16 protein-coding genes are annotated in these 18,294 nt (G+C 56.6%); 10 read left to right on the forward strand and 6 right to left on the reverse strand.

The window, feature by feature from the left end:
- Nucleotides 1–81 precede the first annotated feature (81 nt).
- The 3 genes from NH396_RS00375 to NH396_RS00385 all read left to right on the forward strand — a co-directional run bounded on the left by NH396_RS00375 (nt 82) and on the right by NH396_RS00385 (nt 2,394).
- Nucleotides 82–1,053, forward strand: coding sequence for a DDE-type integrase/transposase/recombinase (locus tag NH396_RS00375; protein ID WP_253060856.1), 972 nt, complete (start codon nt 82–84; stop codon nt 1,051–1,053).
- Nucleotides 1,054–1,125: 72 nt separating this feature from the next.
- Complete coding sequence (locus tag NH396_RS00380) at nt 1,126–1,965, forward strand: ParA family protein (protein WP_253060858.1); 840 nt, start codon at nt 1,126–1,128, stop codon at nt 1,963–1,965.
- 21 nt (nt 1,966–1,986) lie between these two features.
- The gene (locus NH396_RS00385; protein ID WP_253060859.1) at nt 1,987–2,394 is read left to right on the forward strand and encodes a helix-turn-helix domain-containing protein; all 408 of its coding nucleotides are present in this window, start codon (nt 1,987–1,989) and stop codon (nt 2,392–2,394) included.
- A 191-nt stretch (nt 2,395–2,585) separates the two neighbouring features.
- On the opposite strand, the gene NH396_RS00390 is transcribed toward NH396_RS00385, so the two are convergent.
- Genes NH396_RS00390 through NH396_RS00405 form a run of 4 tightly spaced genes read right to left on the reverse strand, consistent with a single transcriptional unit; the run spans nt 2,586 to nt 10,477 of the window.
- Nucleotides 2,586–3,629, reverse strand: a complete 1,044-nt coding sequence (locus NH396_RS00390; protein ID WP_253060860.1) for a Wadjet anti-phage system protein JetD domain-containing protein — start codon at nt 3,627–3,629, stop codon at nt 2,586–2,588.
- Between the two features lie 13 nt (nt 3,630–3,642).
- On the reverse strand, nt 3,643–8,079 hold the full coding sequence (locus NH396_RS00395) for a hypothetical protein (protein ID WP_253060861.1): 4,437 nt from the start codon (nt 8,077–8,079) through the stop codon (nt 3,643–3,645).
- A gap of 2 nt (nt 8,080–8,081) precedes the next feature.
- Nucleotides 8,082–8,978: a hypothetical protein gene (locus NH396_RS00400; RefSeq protein WP_253060862.1), complete on the reverse strand. Its 897-nt coding sequence runs from the start codon at nt 8,976–8,978 to the stop codon at nt 8,082–8,084.
- Between the two features lie 2 nt (nt 8,979–8,980).
- Nucleotides 8,981–10,477 carry a hypothetical protein gene (locus NH396_RS00405; RefSeq protein WP_253060863.1) on the reverse strand — a complete coding sequence of 499 codons (1,497 nt, stop codon included), beginning with the start codon at nt 10,475–10,477 and terminating at the stop codon, nt 8,981–8,983.
- A 578-nt stretch (nt 10,478–11,055) separates the two neighbouring features.
- Here NH396_RS00405 and NH396_RS00410 point away from each other — a divergent pair.
- The 6 genes from NH396_RS00410 (at nt 11,056) to NH396_RS00435 (ending at nt 15,723) form a co-directional block, all read left to right on the forward strand.
- Nucleotides 11,056–12,225 (forward strand): TauD/TfdA family dioxygenase, encoded by a 1,170-nt coding sequence (locus NH396_RS00410; protein WP_253060864.1) that lies wholly within the window; start codon nt 11,056–11,058, stop codon nt 12,223–12,225.
- Complete coding sequence (locus NH396_RS00415) at nt 12,225–12,824, forward strand: HD domain-containing protein (RefSeq protein WP_054556215.1); 600 nt, start codon at nt 12,225–12,227, stop codon at nt 12,822–12,824. The genes NH396_RS00410 and NH396_RS00415 overlap by 1 nt, the downstream gene beginning before the upstream one ends.
- Nucleotides 12,825–13,085: 261 nt before the next feature.
- Complete coding sequence (locus NH396_RS00420; protein ID WP_253060865.1) at nt 13,086–13,412, forward strand: gamma-glutamylcyclotransferase family protein; 327 nt, start codon at nt 13,086–13,088, stop codon at nt 13,410–13,412.
- A gap of 162 nt (nt 13,413–13,574) precedes the next feature.
- Complete coding sequence (locus NH396_RS00425; protein WP_253060866.1) at nt 13,575–14,051, forward strand: GFA family protein; 477 nt, start codon at nt 13,575–13,577, stop codon at nt 14,049–14,051.
- A gap of 285 nt (nt 14,052–14,336) precedes the next feature.
- On the forward strand, nt 14,337–15,317 hold the full coding sequence (locus NH396_RS00430) for a LysR substrate-binding domain-containing protein (protein WP_253060868.1): 981 nt from the start codon (nt 14,337–14,339) through the stop codon (nt 15,315–15,317).
- Nucleotides 15,318–15,393: 76 nt separating this feature from the next.
- The gene (locus NH396_RS00435; RefSeq protein WP_153636169.1) at nt 15,394–15,723 is read left to right on the forward strand and encodes a gamma-glutamylcyclotransferase family protein; all 330 of its coding nucleotides are present in this window, start codon (nt 15,394–15,396) and stop codon (nt 15,721–15,723) included.
- Between the two features lie 120 nt (nt 15,724–15,843).
- On the opposite strand, the gene NH396_RS00440 is transcribed toward NH396_RS00435, so the two are convergent.
- On the reverse strand, nt 15,844–16,719 hold the full coding sequence (locus NH396_RS00440; protein ID WP_176677411.1) for a LysR family transcriptional regulator: 876 nt from the start codon (nt 16,717–16,719) through the stop codon (nt 15,844–15,846).
- A gap of 241 nt (nt 16,720–16,960) precedes the next feature.
- Between NH396_RS00440 and NH396_RS00445 the strand changes: the two genes are divergently transcribed.
- Complete coding sequence (locus NH396_RS00445; protein ID WP_253060870.1) at nt 16,961–17,476, forward strand: lactoylglutathione lyase family protein; 516 nt, start codon at nt 16,961–16,963, stop codon at nt 17,474–17,476.
- A 357-nt stretch (nt 17,477–17,833) separates the two neighbouring features.
- On the opposite strand, the gene NH396_RS16985 is transcribed toward NH396_RS00445, so the two are convergent.
- On the reverse strand, nt 17,834–17,959 hold the full coding sequence (locus NH396_RS16985) for a hypothetical protein (RefSeq protein WP_290441651.1): 126 nt from the start codon (nt 17,957–17,959) through the stop codon (nt 17,834–17,836).
- Nucleotides 17,960–18,294: the final 335 nt, after the last annotated feature.

The following is an 18,294-nucleotide window of genomic DNA, read 5'->3' on the forward strand; positions in this document are numbered from 1 at the left end:
TCGGATGATCAGGTTTCGCAACGAGGACATCCTTTCTGGCCTTACGTGAGCTCATCAAGCAATTTATTCAGGAAAGGCTTTATGGACATCAAGCTGCATAAGCAAGCGACGACGACACCGGAAATTCTTGCCGACACCCAAATAGCTCCTGCCGGTATGTCCAAAAAATATCACACTCGTCAGTTGGGGGTCAGCGTCTCATCTACCCAGCGCTGGCGTCATCGTGATGATGTCCTTAATCGTCCCAAAACACGTCATAACCTGCTACCGACTCTGACCTCAGAACAAGAAGAGATAGTCATCGCCGCTCGGGCACTACTACGGCTGGGACTCGATGATCTACTTGTTGTTGCTCGTGAATCCCTGAATCTCAATCTGTCACGTTCCGCGCTCCAGCGTATGCTCAAACGACGTGATGTACCGACTCTTGCCCAGCTGGCGCGTCAAGACGCGGAACAGAACGAGAAGCCCAAGCACCGGCCTTTCATGGATTATGAACCCGGATATGTGCACATTGATATCAAGCACTTGTCCCAAAGGCTTGATGGAGATCAGAAGCGTTATCTCTACATCGCGATTGATCGTGCCACTCGGTGGGTGTATCTGGAGGTCAGATCTAGTCAATCTACAAAAGAGGCTCGTGTATTCATGAGATGCGTGGAAGAGAGGGCTCCCTTCACTATTCAAGCCGTACTCACGGATAATGGTAAATCCTTTATTAATTACTTCACCGTGGGTGGCGATCGTAAGCCCCGTGGGCATCACCTATTCGGTCAGGAATGTCAGAGCCATGGAATAGAACATCGATTGATCAAGCCGCGCAGCGCCCAAACGAATGAAATGGTGAAGCACTTCAATGGGCGTATCAGCGATGTTCTGCAGATTCTGCGCAATAACTCAAGAGAGGATTTAGAACAGACTCTCGAGCGGTATTACTGGTTATACAATCACCATATCCCCCAGAAATCACTACACCACAGGACACCTGTTGAAGTAATGAAGGAGTGGCAGGCTGAACGATCGGAGCTGTTTACTCGGGCTGTAATCAATTAGATGGAACCCGACAGCTATATGTGCTAAGTGAACCCACAGCAATTCAATATAAAAATTAACCAAGGAGTTAAAATGACACATATAATCGCGATAGCAAATGAAAAAGGTGGAGTTGGGAAAACACCGATTTGTTGGCTGATGGCTCAAAGGCTTTCAGAACTTTCATGTATTGATGGAAATGGTCGCGATCCTCAACGTGTATTGTGTGTTGATCTTGATCAGCTTTGCTGTTTGAGCTTTCTATTCTTAGAAAAATACGATAGTTTTAAAGAAATGTGGACTGATTTAGCGAAAGATAATGCCATAGAAATTCTTTTAGAAAAAGATGATAGGCTACCGACAATAAAAACATACAACTCGAACATTGACCTAATATCAGGATCACCGAATACAAGCATAATTACTAACGATAATCAGCCTCATGACGTTACTTTAGGCTACAAAAGAATACGTGAGTTAGCAGAAAAAGGTGACTATGACTATATTCTAATCGACACTAAGGCCAGCCCAAAGAACAAATATAAAGCAGCAATTATAATGGCAGACTATGTTCTGATCCCTGCCACCCAAGATATATTTTCTATACAGGCCGCTATTAACACAGAGGGGTTTATAAAAGACATAAGTTCTCAATACGAAAAGTCTGTAACATCCCTTGGTACAGTTTTCGTAGGTTATCAGAAATCTCTAGGTTGTGATATAGAAAAATTAGCACAACCATTGAAAGAGCGCGGCTACTACTCATTCACAAACAACATTAAATTTAGCAAATCAATAAAAAAATCATTACATACCAGGCAGCCTCTTAACAAAATCACTAACAGCCACATTGCCAGAAAAAACATAGACCGTTTTGTCAAAGAAATGACTGTTAGAATCAAGACAATGGAATCCTACAAAAATATAAATTAAACCAAATAGATGCAAAAGATCATGAGAAACGAATATGAAAAGTACAGCGCCGCATTTAAAGCAGATATTGCTTTATTAGCGTTAGAAAAACATTCCATAGAAGAAATATCTTCTATGTATAACGTTAGCTATGAGTTCGTCTATAAATGTAAATCAGAATTACTTAATAACGCCTGTACTATTTTTGGAGGCAATAGTGAAAAGAACAAATACACTACGGAAGATGTTCGAGAACTCTATGATAATATTAAAAAATTCATTGATGGTGTAGATAATTTTAATTATGAAATAAAGCAACTAAGAAAAGACTCTTCGACACCAAGTGCAGAATCAGCTACCAAAAATAAACCAGGGTATGGGCCCTCAAACAAACTGAAGAAGAAATGCCGACCAGGATCTAACCAACGCATATCTGGCAAATATGAATGATCTCCTTCAAGCTGTTATGCCTCGGGCTTGCGGCTACCGAAATGAAAGCAATTTCATTGCGATGATTTACCAGATCGGTAGCCCCGAAGGAGGCATGCTGGATGAAGCCAAGTTCACATGAAACGTTGAGGAGTTCCAGATTCACTGTGCCACTACAAGTGGTGATCCCCGAACGCTTACTCTTGACAGCCTCAACGGTAGGTCACACCTTCTTGAGGCAGTCTCTGGTGGGCTGCCATCAGCGTCTTCATTTCTCGGACGACAAAGCGTGGCATCCAGTCGCACAGAGACTCAAAATCAAACCGCTCGTTGTTGGCGCTTCCTTCAGGTGTCACTAGGCGATTTAGGATCAGCTCCTCATAGAGCCACTCATCCAGTTTCAGACTGATACCGTAGTAATCGAGGAGCTTGCAGCGCAGTTGATGGGCAATTTTTAGGCCCGCCACATCCAGGTCACCAAAATAGAGCAGTTGCTTTATCTGTTCGGCCTCAAGAAGTTGTGACACGCACTCTGCTTGGCCTGACACCTTGTTACCCGCGCCATAAATCACCAGTGACCAATGTCTTTGATCACGATTAATTTGGCATAAGCGGTAATACACATCGGAATTTTCAACGATGATGGCCGGAAGATCTCTGCGACTGGATGGTTCATACGGTAGCGGCGGTGCTCGCCGAATGGCACCTAGGTCGGCCAAGGTCAGCGCTACATGCTTCCAGCCACCGAGCGGCATGGAGTCTAGTGCTTTTTCATCACCAAAGATCAACAGCGCCCGCTCACGGCGCCCGAGCGTGCCCGGAAAAAGCGGCTTGCCGCACTCGGCTTGACGAAACAGGTAAGCATTGAGCTGCTGTAAACGCTCCTTGACCTGTGGCGAGAGCAGCCCTGTAACACGCTCCGCCAACCAAGGATGCCAGGCGATTTCTGGCACCGTCGTCTCGGAGGCTACTGCACCTTCGTAAATAAAAACGTTGGGAAGGCGCAGTCCTCGCCAGTACGGCTGCCAGCTTGCTTCGCGCTTGGGTTGGGCTCGCCAGTCGCCCTCGAGCATTTGCAAGATCGCTTGAGCCAGCAAGTCGGGAGCGTCATGATTCAAGGCCTCCTGCCGATGCGTGCTCAACACCTCATCAAGTACCGCCTTGGCCTTCGCCGTGCGCGCTGCCTTGCCTGCTGCAAGACGGTGTTTGTTGGCGGTCGACTCCATTCGGGATAGCCACAGCGTCACACCTTTCATAACGCTCCTCCTTCTATGACGTGGCTATGGGTTGCGGCTTAGCTGCCAGGGAGGCGGCCCACAACGCGTGGCGGTCGTTATCAACGGTCACCAGATCACGACGCTTCAGCTTCTGCACCTTGTTCAGGAAGAGGTGGTTATCAAACATCGACTGGGCATTCTCGTCAGAAATGCCGGTCAAGTAGATGAGCTGGATGTTGTAGGCCTTGGCCATCTGTGTCTGAATCCGCATCAGATCATCGGCATTCGATTTGCCCAGCGGATTGTCGGCCAGCAAGAAGCCCGCGCTCGAAATACCCGTATCGTACTCTCGGACCTTGCCGACCGTCACAAACAGCAGGAAGGCTGATGTGAGTCGCTGCCCTCCTGATCCCTCCAGCCGGGTGATATGGGTCCACTGTGGACGACTGGCGTTCGTCTTGAGCAGCCGCACCTCGAGCGAACCTTCGCCGAACACCGACTGAACCAGATCGGCCGTCAGGGCATCACGGTTTGGTGCGCGGGGCACCTGGCCCTTGGCGATCCAGTGTTGCAAGCGGGCGCTGGCAAAGCCCCTGAGGTCGGCAGTGATATCGTTCAATCGGTCCGTCAGCTTCACAATAGGCCGACCGGGCAGTACGGGGCAGTCGTCCGGGATTCTGACCGACTTGGCACGTTTGAGCAGCTTAATCGCCCCTTCCAGATGAGCGGTCAGGTGGGTAACGGTCAGATCAATCGAACGCTGGAACTGCTCCAGGCTGTCCTGAACAGCCTCAAACACCTGCGTGATCCCCGTACCGACCCGGTCCAGATCGCCCAGCACCTCGTGGTAGGTTGCGATTGAATCCAGCTGTCGCAAGTATTCTTGGCTGGCACGACCGTCCGGGTCCTTGGTCGACTCTGCTTCGATCCGTTTGCGGAAGTGACTCCAGACCGTGGCTACACGCACATCTTGCTGCTTCAGCGTTTCTTTCAGCTTCGCGTACGTTTGGCATTGGATACCCAGTGAATTGGCATACTCAGCGATGTTCAGGATCTTGGCGGGCAAACCCGCCGCCGAGGTCGGCGTGATGGGCTGGATCATCGCCTGAGCTGTTTTGGCGCTCTGTAGCCGCTCCTTCACATCCTCGATCTTTTTCGCCTGGAGCGTCCGTTGCTCCTGCAGGCGTCTAAGCTGGTGCTTGGTTTCATGGAGATTATCGACGATTTCGACCAGAGACGCCCGAATAGCTTCGATCTCGGTGGGCTTCTCCTCCCACACAAAATCTTCGCCCAACGCCTCGCGCGCCTCCTCGCATTTCTCGGTCAGATTTTGCAGAGTGGCCTGCGCCGTAATCTGACGCTGCGCGCATTGCCGGTGCTGCGTCTCGAGCTGCGCGATGCGGTCGTTAATCAGCGCCAGATCACTGATGGCTGCTGTTTTGACCGCATCCGGATGCGTCTCGTAGGCGGTATGTGTCGATAGCTGATCAAAGGCGTCGCGTTGCGCCTGCTCAGCCTCTTTCCGCTGTTGCTTGAGTTCCGTGACCTGATCACCCTGGGCAGCCTCAAGCAATTTCTTGTGCGCCTGAGAGGCCGCCTCATGGGCATCTTGCGGGCTCCGATCGTCGGCACCCTCGGTCGCCGTAATCCCCGTATAGAACGGCTCGTTGCGCATGCTTATCCACTGGCTGATCTGTATATTGATGCCGGTTCGCTCGGCGCGCTTGGTCTCCGCTGTCTGGCTTTGCTGTGTCAGCTCCTCGGTCTGGCGCGCGAGAGTTTCCTCGCTCCGCCGAATCTGCCCTGTCAGCTGATCCAGCTTAAGGATCGCTGCTTCGCGCGCCGCCCATTCCGTGTCAACAAAATGAGTCAGCGTTTCATGCTTCTTTTCCGCTTGATTGCGCTGCTGTTGGGCGCTTTCGAGTCGCGCTTGAGCCTGTGCTTTTTCGCCGCGTAGGTCCTGTTCGCGTTGGCGTGCCTGCTCGAGCGCGGCATTGGCTTTTGCCAGTGCTGAGCGTGCGTGATCACGCTGTTCGATCAGGCTCAACCAGTGTCTGCCGTGCTGGTTGTGGTGTAGGCACCATTCGTTCTTGAAGGACTCCAATGTCTTCAGGGCGCGTTCCGCAGTTTCTACGCAGGCCTTTTGTGACGCCACGTCGCTTTCCAGCTCCAGTAGCCGCGCTTCGTAGGCGGCCTGGCTGTAGCCGTGCTTGTCTGGGTTTGAGAGAACGACCTGTGCTGACTCGGGTGCCATACCCCTGAGATCTCGCGCTTCATCCAGGCGATGAACGGCGACGGGCCCCCCTTTCCAGGTCAGCGTCTCACTGACCGCGCAGACTTGAGAGAGTGTCGCCTCATCCAGTGCGACTAGACTCAGATAGCGGCCCGGGTTTTGATCGATAACCGCAGCGATGCGCGGCGCATTGTCGTTGAAGGCGGAGGCTAGGTAGTGAGGGAAGGCCCAGAGTTTATCCCGAGGAATGCCCGCCGCATAGAACGCCTCAAGCGCCTGGTTCATCTGCTTGGTGATCAGCTCGTGGCCCGTGAGCTTTAACTCATTCAACTCGTGCTGGGCTTGCAACAATCGCTGTTTCATCCCATTGAGCGTTTGAGTGTTGGTCTCCAGCACCTCATCGATCTGCGATCCGCACTGCGCGCTGTGCCAGTTGGTATCCTCAAGACCAAGGGCGTGCTGGGTCGGCGCAGGTAGCGCCTGATAGCCCTCGGCCAAAGCCCGTGCGCTGTCTACCGCAGCCTGGTGCTTTTGCTCTGCGTGAGTGAACGCCTGCTGTGCTTGGCTTTGTGCAACCGAGGCTTTTCCCACCACCTGCTGATGCACTTCCAGTGCCTGCTCTGCCTTACCACAAGAGATCTTGGCCTGAGCCTCGGCCTGCTCTGATTCACGCAAAACCGACCCCAGTCGATGCTGGGCGGCCGCAGGGGTTTCCCCTGTCTGGATCAGCCCCTCGTCGCACAGCGCATCCCTTCGTGATTCGCCCTTGTGCTTGTCCAGCCGGCACTGTTTGCTCTCCGACTCCAGGCTGCCCAGCTTTTTCTGCAGCTTGCCACAGGACTGCCTGAGGGCTTCGCTTTCCTTGTTGAGCTGTGTCAACGCTTCCGTGATCTCGGCCTCCTGCTGGCGATGACCGCTAATCACCCACTCCAGCACACCCAGCGCTTCGCCAGCGGTGCGCTCGAAGATTACCTGCAGCGGCTTTTCTGTTTCGCTTTGGAAAACCTTCAGGTCGTCGTCCGCTTGGTGGTACGCATCTTGAGCCTTCGCATAGGCTTTGTAGTCAATGGCAGTGCGTGTGATCTGCAGCTGACGCTGACAGGTGTCGTCCTCGTCTTGAAGTGCGGCGACTTTGGCCTGCTGTTCGTTGAGTTGATGCAGAGCGAGATCGTGCTCAAGCAGGGCCTGGCGCCTGCCCTGCATGTCGCGGTGAGACGTTGTTTGGACAATCTCTTTCCGAAGGCTTTCCGCTTGGTCATCGAGCCGTGCTTGCTCTGTCTGAGTATCCTCAATAAAGGCCGTGAGATCACGCATTGCCTCGCGGAAGCCATCATCCATCTGCCGTTGCTGCGTCTGGGCGCTTTCCAGCAGCCGGGCCGGCTCAAGAAACGCCTTCCAGTTAACGAGCACATCCCCCAGGAAGGACTCGTTACGGCGAATCGCTTCCAGCTCACCCTGGCGTTCGACCTCGTGCGCCACCAGTTCACGCAGCTGCTCCGTGGTGTCCTTGGACATGGTGCAGGCGAAGAAGGCGCCGAGGAAATCCTGTTCGGTTTTATAGTCAATGAACTTGGTCAGCCCACCCTCTTCTGAGTTGAAGGTGACCATTGTTTTGATGAGATCAATATTGATCCGCTGCTCCAGCAAAAACGCGCGCCATTCTTTGATCACTCGGGTTTTTCGCCAGTGTACACCGCCGCTGCCACCCGCCTTGAGATTGAGCCAACCTTCAAAGCTATGCAGAGTGTTGGCATAGGGACGCAGCTCGGGATTGTACTCGGCACGCGAGTATGACGGCACTTCGTCAAACGGGGTGTCCAGCAGGGAGTCGGGCGTATCACAGATAAACAGAACGCGATCCACATCATCGCCGCGGCGCTGGTGGGCGTGTCCCAGCAGCAAGGTTTGACCGGTTTCATTGACCATCTCCACCAGGATGACAGACAGTTCCTGATGGAAGTAATTGCGGTAGTGGTATTCACTCTGGCGACGATTGGCCAGGTACTGGGTGAAGTCATTGACGGACGGCTCAAAGACTGACAATAGCAATGCGATGTAGGTGGACTTGCCGCCCCCGTTCACCAGTTGCTGATAGGTGCTGGCCACAGCCTTTACGTTCTTGGCCGAGATGCTGCGTGGTGAGTCAGCAGATTGATCGACCGCATGAGTCATGCCAATGTAGTCTAGAGTAAGGTCTTTGTAGAAGGCCTCTTCGTGGCCCGCACCATCCATATAAACCCGTTTGATCAGCCACATGCCTAGTAGACCTCCCCCGAGCGTAGAGTTTCAGCGGTTTCGACGGGATCAGGCTGGCCCTTGGCCGCTGCAGGTTCCGGGTTGTCAGCTGACCCCGCCGCATCACTGTCGACAAGGTCGGACGGCGGCTTCCCTGTTGTGGGGTCGATATTCATCACAAAGCGTACCGTCTCTTCAATGCCAGTATGGCGCAGATAGTGTTTGAGCTTCTGGGTCGGGTACCAGTCGGATTCTCCTGACAGGCTGCTGTCCTCTGCCAGGAAGCCTTCCTCCTGCAGCAGCTGTATCCAGCGCATTGCCATTTCCGTTTGCGAGCGAATGCTGGAGACACGCCCCACCTTCTCGTCGTGGATGCGGGGGATACGTTCTTCCTGCACAAACCGGGCAGCCAGGAGCATGCCGTCCACTACATCGTCCCCCTCAGCTTTGCGTTGCGCGATCACCTGGTCGGCAACGTCGTTGAGCTTGGTGACTACTGAGGTAACATTGGTACCGCTGGTTTGACCGGACTCGACCCGAACCGCATCGGGGTTGGGAAACATATCGGCCAGCAACGCGATCAGTGTTAATCCCGCGAAGAGACGCTGCTCCTTGCGCTCTTTGCTCATTTGCTCTGCTGTGGTTTCAGGTAGCAGGCGTTTATTCAGCCAGCCCAGGGTGGGAGCAAAAGGGCCACGACCATCTGCAGTCAGCAATACTCCGTATGTCTCGTGGATGCCGAGGTAACGCAATTTCATACCGGCCGCGACGCCACGGATAATTTCAGCGAATAGAACGTCTCCCTGAAGCTCCAGTGCTCGCTGAATTGACTCCTCCCCCATCTTATACCCCAATGAACCCATGATCGCCTGTGTGGCGATCTCGGCATAGAGTTTGGCCTGTTGATCCATCTCGTACATGACTACTCCTCAAAGGGCAGTGCGGGGGCGACTGTCAGTAGGCTGATATTGTCAGCCCGCCAGAGCGCTGTTTCGATAGGGGCGTCGTCCACATCCACCTCGATCGTAGGATCGCTGTTGGCCGCTAAACTGCCGATGTGGAGCAAGCAGACCTGTTGCTCCAGCTCGGATAACTCGCCGTTCGCGTAGGCGTCAAACACATCAGCAAAACTGACGCGCCCCCGATCCTTCAAACGGGCGCTAACCCAGTCGCTGCAGTGCTTAACTACCGAGTCGGGAATACCGCGCAGTGTGGCTTCAATGGCAACGGGCTGCTCGGTGGGGTCGTGAATCTCGCGTGGAAGCTCTTGCTCGAACTGATCGAGATACAGGTTAAGCACTGCCTCGAGGTCGAGCAGGGTGTGCAGGCCGTCATCTTGGTTTCGGGGAGCCAACAGGTGCGTGACCAGCTCATCCATTCTCTGTTCGGCGGTCGCTGGGGCATGGGCTAGCAAGGGCTTGAGTGCACCTTGTTCCAGCGTCTCCCGAAACAGGGTGTTGTCTCTGGGAATGATTAGCTTCAGGCGAGCCCGCTCAAAATCCTTGTTCACATCGTGCAAGCAATCTTGATAGCTCAGTGTGAAGGTGCTGACCTCGGCAAAAATCTCTTGCGCCTTGCGTAGCTTGTGTAGCTTGTCGGGGTGCAATTCCGAGTGTCCATCAGCCAGCATTTCGGTAATGGTCGACAGGGTGTTCTGAATATGCCCCAGCACTTCCTGAGTCTTATCAAAGGAGTCGCTGAGTACGGGACGGATATCGTGCGCATAGGATGTGCTCAAATCACCCGACTGGGCGGCGCGTACTTTCATTCGCATCCCAATCAGGTATTGCTCCAACTGCCGCTGGGTTGACTGGATCTGCTGTACCGCTTTATCGATCTCGCCTCGACGGATGGTTTTGAGCGTTCGCCAAGCGAGAATCGCAGCTCGCTCTATCGGCGTTTCGTCCAGACGGAGGGTGTAAAACAGCATCCCCTCATCGGTCAGAGACCAGAGAATATCATCGGAACCGAGCACTTGGTCGTGGCGTATCAGGCGAACGACCTGCTCATCGGAATGCGCGCGTTCGGTGAAATCGTAGTACCGGAGGCGGAAAGGGTCCTTGATCGCCGCGAAAATCTTGCCGGCTACCTGCGTGTAGCTCGAGGTTTCTTGTCCCGGGTACGCCTCCTGCAGGTGCTCCGCCAAGCACCACTCCGCTTCTTTGCGAGTCATGCCCGGTTGGTGCTCACGGTCGGCGTAGTAAAGCATGGCGTCGAAGAGGTGCATGATGGCCGCGAGGGCATCAAAGTCGACTCCGTCAAACAACTTGCGCTGTAGGGCGCTATAGATCGAATCCAGCGTCCGCACGACCCGCAGCGCGTGAGACTGAATGGTCAGCTCACGACGTGCCATGGATTCATTGCGAGCCTGCTCCAGAAACTCTAGCAACATAACGTCCACCAGCTTAGAGAGAATCACCGTAGCAAATCATGCCGGATCATGGAAAACAATAAAAATGATGTTTGTTTTATACATGTCACACACAATCAACTAAAAACAATGCAATGATAAATAATGCAATCAGGGCGATTTTATTTCCCCTGTCGCACCTTGATGCCTTACACTGACGACCAAACTCCTCTACTCCAATCTCTTTCACCAGCCCCTGAACGCGGAAATTTCCGGCCAGCCCAATGGGTTTGGCCTCCCGGTCACACTGTCTTCATAACCTGTTGTTCGCTATTAGAAAATCGGTGGTTTTTGCCGGATGACAAGGAACGCCCACCCCTAGAATCACTTACCATATGACAACAAAACTGCGTTTTTGGTTAATGGCTTTCTGTAAGCCTCTGTTTTTATTAAGCACATAAAATAAGGGGGATTATTTATTTATCAATCTGACACCAGTACGCTTCATGGGCCATTACCTCGGGTTCCATCCACCCCTCCATAAGAAAAATGCATACCCTCCGATAACACTCACCCCCTACTTAGGTCCCATGCCTCGCTCCCATAATGGCCACGGTATACAACCGTGCTAATGGAGAGATGCCTGCATGCCCCTGACCAATGCCCTGTCCGACGCGCTGCCGCTGACCCTGAGCGAGTCGCCGCTGTCACTGAATCTGATCACCGCCGAAGGCCTGGAGCCGGTCAGCCCGCTGTGGCTGCGCGAGCGCACCCAGGACCCGGAGCAGCTCGATGAGGTAACCACTCAGCGCCTGTTCGATTCGCATGCCATCGACGTCAACCTCGAGCTGACCGCGGCGCGCCCAGTCGACGAGACGCACGTGGAATTCACCTTCAGTGACGGGCATTGCGAGGTGTATGACCTCACCATGCTGGCGCATGAACTGCAGGGCATCACGCCGTTCCCCAAGCCCGAGAGCTGGGATGCGAGCATCGATCAGCAGGCGCAGCGCGTCGACTGGGAGAAGATGGGCAACAATGAGGACTTCCAGAAGGCATTGAAGGCCTATCTGCGCTTTGGCTACCTCATCGTGCAGAACGTGCCGACCGATCCGGAGCGCATTCTGGAAGTGGCCGGTCACTTCGGCTACGTGAAGGACACAAACTTCGGCAGCTACTTCGAGGTGTACTCGCGTCCGACGGGCAATGACCTGGCCTACCGCAGCGTGGCGCTCGGGCCGCACACCGACAACCCGTATCGTGATCCGGTGCCGGGCATCCAGATGCTGCACTGCCTGGTCAACGAGACCACCGGCGGCCTGTCCACGCTGGTCGACAGCCTCAATGCGCTCAAGCAGCTCAAGGCCGAGATGCCGGAAGGCTATGAACTGCTGCGCACCACCCCGGTGGGCTTCCGCTTCCTGGACGCCGGCACCGAGCTGACTACGCGTCGCTGCGTGATTCGCGAGAATTCCGATGGTGAGCCCATCGGCGTCAACTACAGCCCGCGCCTCGATCACCTGCCGCACATGTCGCTGGAGAACACTCGCCGCTACCATCAGGCCCGCCAGCGTCTGGGGCAGCTGTTCCAGGACCCGGCCAACGAGATTCGCTTCCAGCTCGAATCCGGAGAGCTGATGATGTTCGACAATACCCGCGTGCTGCATGGCCGTACCGCGTTCGACACCAATGAGGGGCATCGCCACCTGCAGGGCTGCTACATGGATAGCGACGGCCCGCGTGAGCGCTTCGCCACCACCCTGATGCGTCAGCGTCAGCAGCAGGCACAACAAGAAAACCGTGAGGAAATGGCGTAATGGATCAGGTTTCATTCACCCAGATGAAGGATGGCACCGCAGAAGACTATGCGTTGCTCGAGCGTCTTGAAGATCAGTTCAATGAAGGGCTGGTGGAGCGTCTCAAGCTTGCCCTGCGCAAGCTCGATGATGGCCTGAGTGGCTACAAGGTCAGCCGTCTGGAGCATTCCCTGCAGTCAGCGGCACGCGCCGAGGCCGATGGCGCCGATGACGACCTGGTCGTTGCCACCCTGCTGCATGATCTCGGCGATGAGCTGGCACCTTACAATCATTCGCAGCTGGCCGCTGCCATCATTCGCCCGTACGTGCGTGCCGAAGTGACCTGGATCATCCATCATCACGGCCTGTTCCAGAAGTTCTACTACGGCCACTTCTACGGCGAGGACCGCAACGAGCGCGAGATCTACAAGGACCACCCCTGGTATCAGAAGTGCGTGGATTTCTGCGAGCGTTATGATCAGGCCGCCTTCGATCCCGACTACCCGACCCCGCCGCTGGAGCACTTCGAACCGGCACTGCGTCGCGTCTTCGCGCGCAAACCCTTCGATCCGGACGTGATCGGCGAAGAGCCAGCCGGCGGTTTCGACAGCCGCGTCTGAGCATGTGAAGGCGGGGGCGTGAAACGCGACTGACTTTCTTCTCCTGCGCTCCCTCGCTTGACCCTTGCCCTCACTGGCTCGCCCAGTGGGGGCATTGTAGTTTGTGGGCGTGGCGTTGAGTGCGCCACATCAACAAGGGGTTGAACCTTGCCACTCAGCCTTCATCATCACTGACTAACGTCAGTATCAATGAAAGCGGTGCCGCTACGGCCGTCTTTCCCTCGCGGATCATCCCCCTTCCCCAACCCGACAGGTAGACGCATGGAACATCTCTTCATCTACGGTCCACTGGGCCCCGGCGGCCTCAATGAGCATGTCATCGCCAATATCGATGGCGAATGGCGCTCGGCCTATCTACGCGGCCGACTGGAAAACACCGATCACGGCGATGAGCACAACTTCCCGGGGCTGGTCATCGACCACTCGGGCCAGGTGATACGCGGCCAGGTGTTCTCCTCGGCGCAATTGCCGGAGCATTGGGATGCTCTCGATGACTTCGAGGCCCCCATCTATCAGCGCACCATCACGACCGTCATTCTCGATGACAATCGTGAACTCGAGGCCTATGTCTACGCCCTGCCGCAGTGAGACTCACGTGCGGCGCGGATAGCGGATGGCTCGTGCAAGTGCTGGATGACCGTGTATGACTGCCCGCCGCCTTGCGCCCGGATGGCGTAACGTTGTCCTTCGGGCGATGCATGGCCAGTCAGCGCCAGCGTCCTCATTCATGCATCACAAGGGAGATTTCGCATGCAGCTTGAAGGTTCCTGCCACTGCAAGGCCGTCACATTCCAGCTCGAATCGCCGCACCCCTATCCGTATCAGCGCTGCTATTGCTCGATCTGTCGCAAGACGGCGGGCAGCGGTGGCTACGCGATCAATCTGGCGGGCGATGCCAACACCCTGAAGGTGGAAGGCCGGGACAATCTCTCCATCTATCACGCGGTGACCGACGGGGTCGAAAGTCCGGCGGAACGACACTTCTGCAAGCGCTGCGGGAGCGCGCTGTGGCTTTACGATGCCCGCTGGCCGGAGCTGATCCACCCTCAGGCGGGGGCGATCGACACCCCGCTGCCCATACCGCCGGAGCATGTTCACATCATGCTCGACAGCAAGGCCAACTGGGTGGAAGTCGCGCACGAAGCGCGTGATGCTCATCATGCCGAGTATCCCGAAGAGAGCATTGCCGCTTGGCATGCGCGGATTGCCGAGCGCGACACCGACTGATATCAGCGGCGCGTCAATCGGAACCAGCTACATCATCGTTCAGGATCCGGCGCGACCTTGATCAGAGTCAGGTGCGACCTCACGGCTTGATCCACCGGGGTGAGCGTTGATGTCATTCGCTGCCTCGCGTATAAGTGCCGCCTATACAGGGCGGCGCTCCTGTTCGTCTCCAGTAGTTGCTCGCTGATGCCTTATCATGCCTGATCCAGGCAATCGCCCGAGCCATCAGCCAGGTCGGACAGTACGGAAGGAGCACCGCGACAGCGCATCACAGTGAGGACTCTCGTGCCGGCCCGAAAGACAAGCACCCCAGCGCCGCTGGAAAGCGCAAGCCCTCTGGATGACCTGCCCTCCCTGCGCGGGCTGGTCGCCTTTGACGTGACGGTCCGTCTGGGGTCGATGACGGCCGCCGCCAGTGAGCTGGATACCACCCAGCCCACCATCTCCCAGCGCATCCGCGCGCTGGAGGAGCACCTGGGCCATCCGCTGTTCGATCGCCAGGGCGGCCGACTGATCCTCAACCACTACGGCGAGACCTTCCATGCCGAACTGGCAAGCGGGCTTGGCAAGGTATGCAGTGCCGTCACGGAAGCACGTCGCAAGGTGCACAAGCCGACGCCGCGCATCACCATCGCCGCGGGCGCCGGTTTCGCGCATGTCTGGCTGCGCCCGCGTCTGGAGCGGCTGGAACAGGACTTTCCCGACTGTCACTTCACGCTGCTGCCGATCGATCGCGATGAAGACCCGCAGATGCAGCAGGCCGATATCGCGATCCGCTTCGGCCCGCCGCTGACGGGCGATCATCGCGATACGCTGGTGGTCGCGGAGCGTGCCTTCCCGGTCTGCTCCCCGGACTACGCCCGGCGTCATGGGCTCGAGAAGGGGCTGGACGCCGAGGCGCTGTCGCGCATCACCCTGCTGCATCTGGACATGCGCGATACCCGCTGGCTAGACTGGGCCACCTGGTGTCGCCACGCGGGGCTGCCGGTGCCGCGCCTCGACAAGGCTTTCCCCTACAACAACTTTCCGCTGACGCTCAATGCTGCCGTCAATCATCAGGGCGTCGCGCTGGGCTGGAGCCACGTCATCCAGGACCTGCTCGACAACGGCTCGCTGATCGCCCTGACGCCGCATATCTCGCGGGACCGCCACGGCTATCGCATGAGTGTCCGCCACCCCAACAGTGCCGTGATCCAACCCATCACCCGCTGGCTGATACGCGAATTTTCCGGCCTCGAGATTCCGGGGCCCTCAAGGCAGCCGTGAGCGGCCGCAAGACCTCGATACGTCCGGCGCGTGCCGCCGAGACAGACTTCTCCCCCGACGAACGACAGAGACTCCCATGCAGCATCTTTTCATCTACGGAACCCTCGGCCCGGGCGGCCCCAACGAACACGTCATGCTCGACATTGGCGGCAGCTGGACACCCGGCACCCTCAAGGGCCGCCTGGAGGCAGCTGGCTGGGGGGCTGAGATGGGCTTTCCTGGGCTGAGACTGGATGAGGCGGGCGACACCATCCGCGGTCACGTCTTCTCCTCCGACAACCTGGCCGATCACTGGCAGGCGCTGGATGATTTCGAAGGCAGCGAATACCTTCGCCAGCCGGCCACGATCACGCTGGAAGATGGCAGCACCCTGACGGCACAGGTCTATGCGCTGAGCCAGCCGTAAGCTCCACCATGAAATGATCCATGAACTACTCCATAAGCTCATCAGTGCGCTGATGCCCGGCGTCGATGCCTAAGTGTCGAGGTCTGAGCGCTGATACCTGAGTACTGATGCCCCGACGTGCTACAGCGACACCTTCAGATACTCCAACACCCGTCTGGCGCGCGCCGAAAGCGGCCATTCCGCTCGCGTGAGCAACCATAGGGTATCGACTACCTCCGTACTGCCCTCAGGCGGTGGCACCACCCGGATGGCCTGATGATCAGGAAAGGCCTCACGGGCATGGCGCGGCACGACGCTGAAGCCCAGCCCGCGGGCGACCGGCTCCAGAATCAGGCTGATCTGGTTGGTGGAGCCACTGCGCGGCAATGAGCTGATGCCCGGATTGCCCGGGAAGCGCCGACTCAACAGGCGCGAGGCCATGTCCTGACCATCCGGGTGATCGATGAAGCCCAGTGTCTCGAGATCCCCCCAGTCATGGATCTCGCCCCCCGCCGGCACCACCAGCTCGAGGGGCTCACGCGCCCACTCCGTCACGCTCAGGCGCGGGTCATCCGGCTTGAGCGTGACGATCCCCAGCTCGAAGCGATTCTCCAGCACGGCCTCCACCACCTCGCGCGTCGGCGCGAAGCGATGGTGGACATTGAGGCCCGGCGACTCCTGCTGAAGCGCCAGCAAGCGTGGATAGATCGCCAGGCCAATGCTGCCCGGCGTGATCAGCCGAATGTCGCCATGACTGTCTTCATTGCCTGCCAGCCGCTGGGCCAGGCGCTGCTCGGCGGTTTCCATCTCACGCGCAAAATCCAGCAGTGCATGGCCGGCCGGCGTCAGTTCGATCTTGCGCGGATGACGAATCAACAGCGTGCCAAGTCGGGTTTCCAGCTGGCGCACATGCTGACTGACAGCGGCCTGGGTCAGATCGAGCCGCTCCGCGGTGCGCGTGAAGTTGCCGACACTCACCAAGGTGCGAAAGGTGCGTAGCCATTGGGGTTGCAGCATTCAAGCTCCTGGGGCTGGAAGAATCAGGGGGCAGAGTCAGGGGGCAGTATCAGGAAGTCAGCGTCGGAGGAGTAGCATCAGCAGAACTACGACAGAGAACTCCTACCACCATAAGCAAGTCTTATCATTATCATAACAGCCACGTAGTTTTCATTATTGCCCATGACGCCCAAGATGGCATCCAACGTCACGCAGGCAGTGACCGAGCCATTTTTTCACGACTCACATATCGAGGTGACTCATGAGCAACGAAAAGACCACACCGTATCCGCGTACCTTCTCCCACATCGGCCTGTCGGTCGGTGATGTGGAAGCTGCGGTCAAGTTCTACACCGAAGTGCTGGGCTGGTACGTGATCATGGAGCCGACCACCATCACCGAAGATGACTCCGCCATTGGCGTGATGTGCAGCGATGTCTTCGGTCCGGGCTGGGGCAGCTTCCGCATCGCACACCTGTCCACCGGCGACCGTATCGGTGTCGAGATCTTCGAATTCCCGAACCACGAGACGCCGGAAAACAACTTCGAGTACTGGAAGACCGGCATCTTCCACTTCTGCGTTCAGGACCCGGACGTCGAGGGACTGGCCGAGCGCATCGTCGCCGCCGGCGGCAAGCAGCGCATGCCGGTACGCGAGTACTTCCCGGGTGAGAAGCCGTTCCGCATGGTCTACATGGAAGACCCGTTCGGCAACATCCTCGAGGTCTACAGCCACAGCTATGAAATGACCTACGCCGCCGGTGCCTACCAGAACTGAGCACGGCCGCAGACGTCAGATACAACAAGGCCCCGCCATGGCGGGGCCTTGCTGTATCCGCTGCGTGTCTTGATGGCCTCGCGGCCTGACACCTTCTCCATGCCATGCCATGCCATGCCTTGGCCTGTCCTGCCGTTAGCCACGATGTGATATCTGTACAACTCTTGCCGGTACACATCGAAGCACGCAACGCCTCCAATACGCTCCTTGAGGTGGCGAGCCCCGGGCACTGCCGAGCTGTCGGCACAGGCCTCCTGGGGGGCTGTCTCGTCAGCCATCCCCTTCATTTCAGGCATGAAAAAACCCACCCTGGCGGGTGGGCTCTTGCGTGAAGCCATGGGCCGGCGCACCGCAGGATCATTCCGTCTCGCGGGCCGAATCCTCCTGCTCGATACGGGTCAGTAGCCTGTCAAAGACGCCAGTCGCCAACAGCACAAAGGTGACGGCCAAGCCAAGCCCCATCCAGATAGCGATATTGCTCATTGTCCCTTACCCCTGCTGTTTTCTTGGTTTTTTCAGCCCTTCTGCGACGCAATATGGCGTAAATTCAATATTTGTACAACATTTGATCATGAAAATGTCGACCTCCATCTGGCGCTGAAATTACCGGTGCCATTCCAGACCTCTGACCGGCGTCCTCACACTGCCAGCGGCCATGATTTGAGCAATCGCTCAATAACGGGTAGTCTTGCGCCATGAAGCATGAAGAAAGCGGCGTGGGCTTGCCTGCACTGATTCCTTGGCGCTGAGCCGTTGGTGCTGCCCCCCCCCTGGCGCCACCCGTGCCTGCTACCTCGCTTCGCGCCTACCGCATGTCT

Origin of the sequence: Cobetia sp. Dlab-2-AX (genome assembly GCF_024124625.1) — a bacterium.
Taxonomy (GTDB): domain Bacteria; phylum Pseudomonadota; class Gammaproteobacteria; order Pseudomonadales; family Halomonadaceae; genus Cobetia.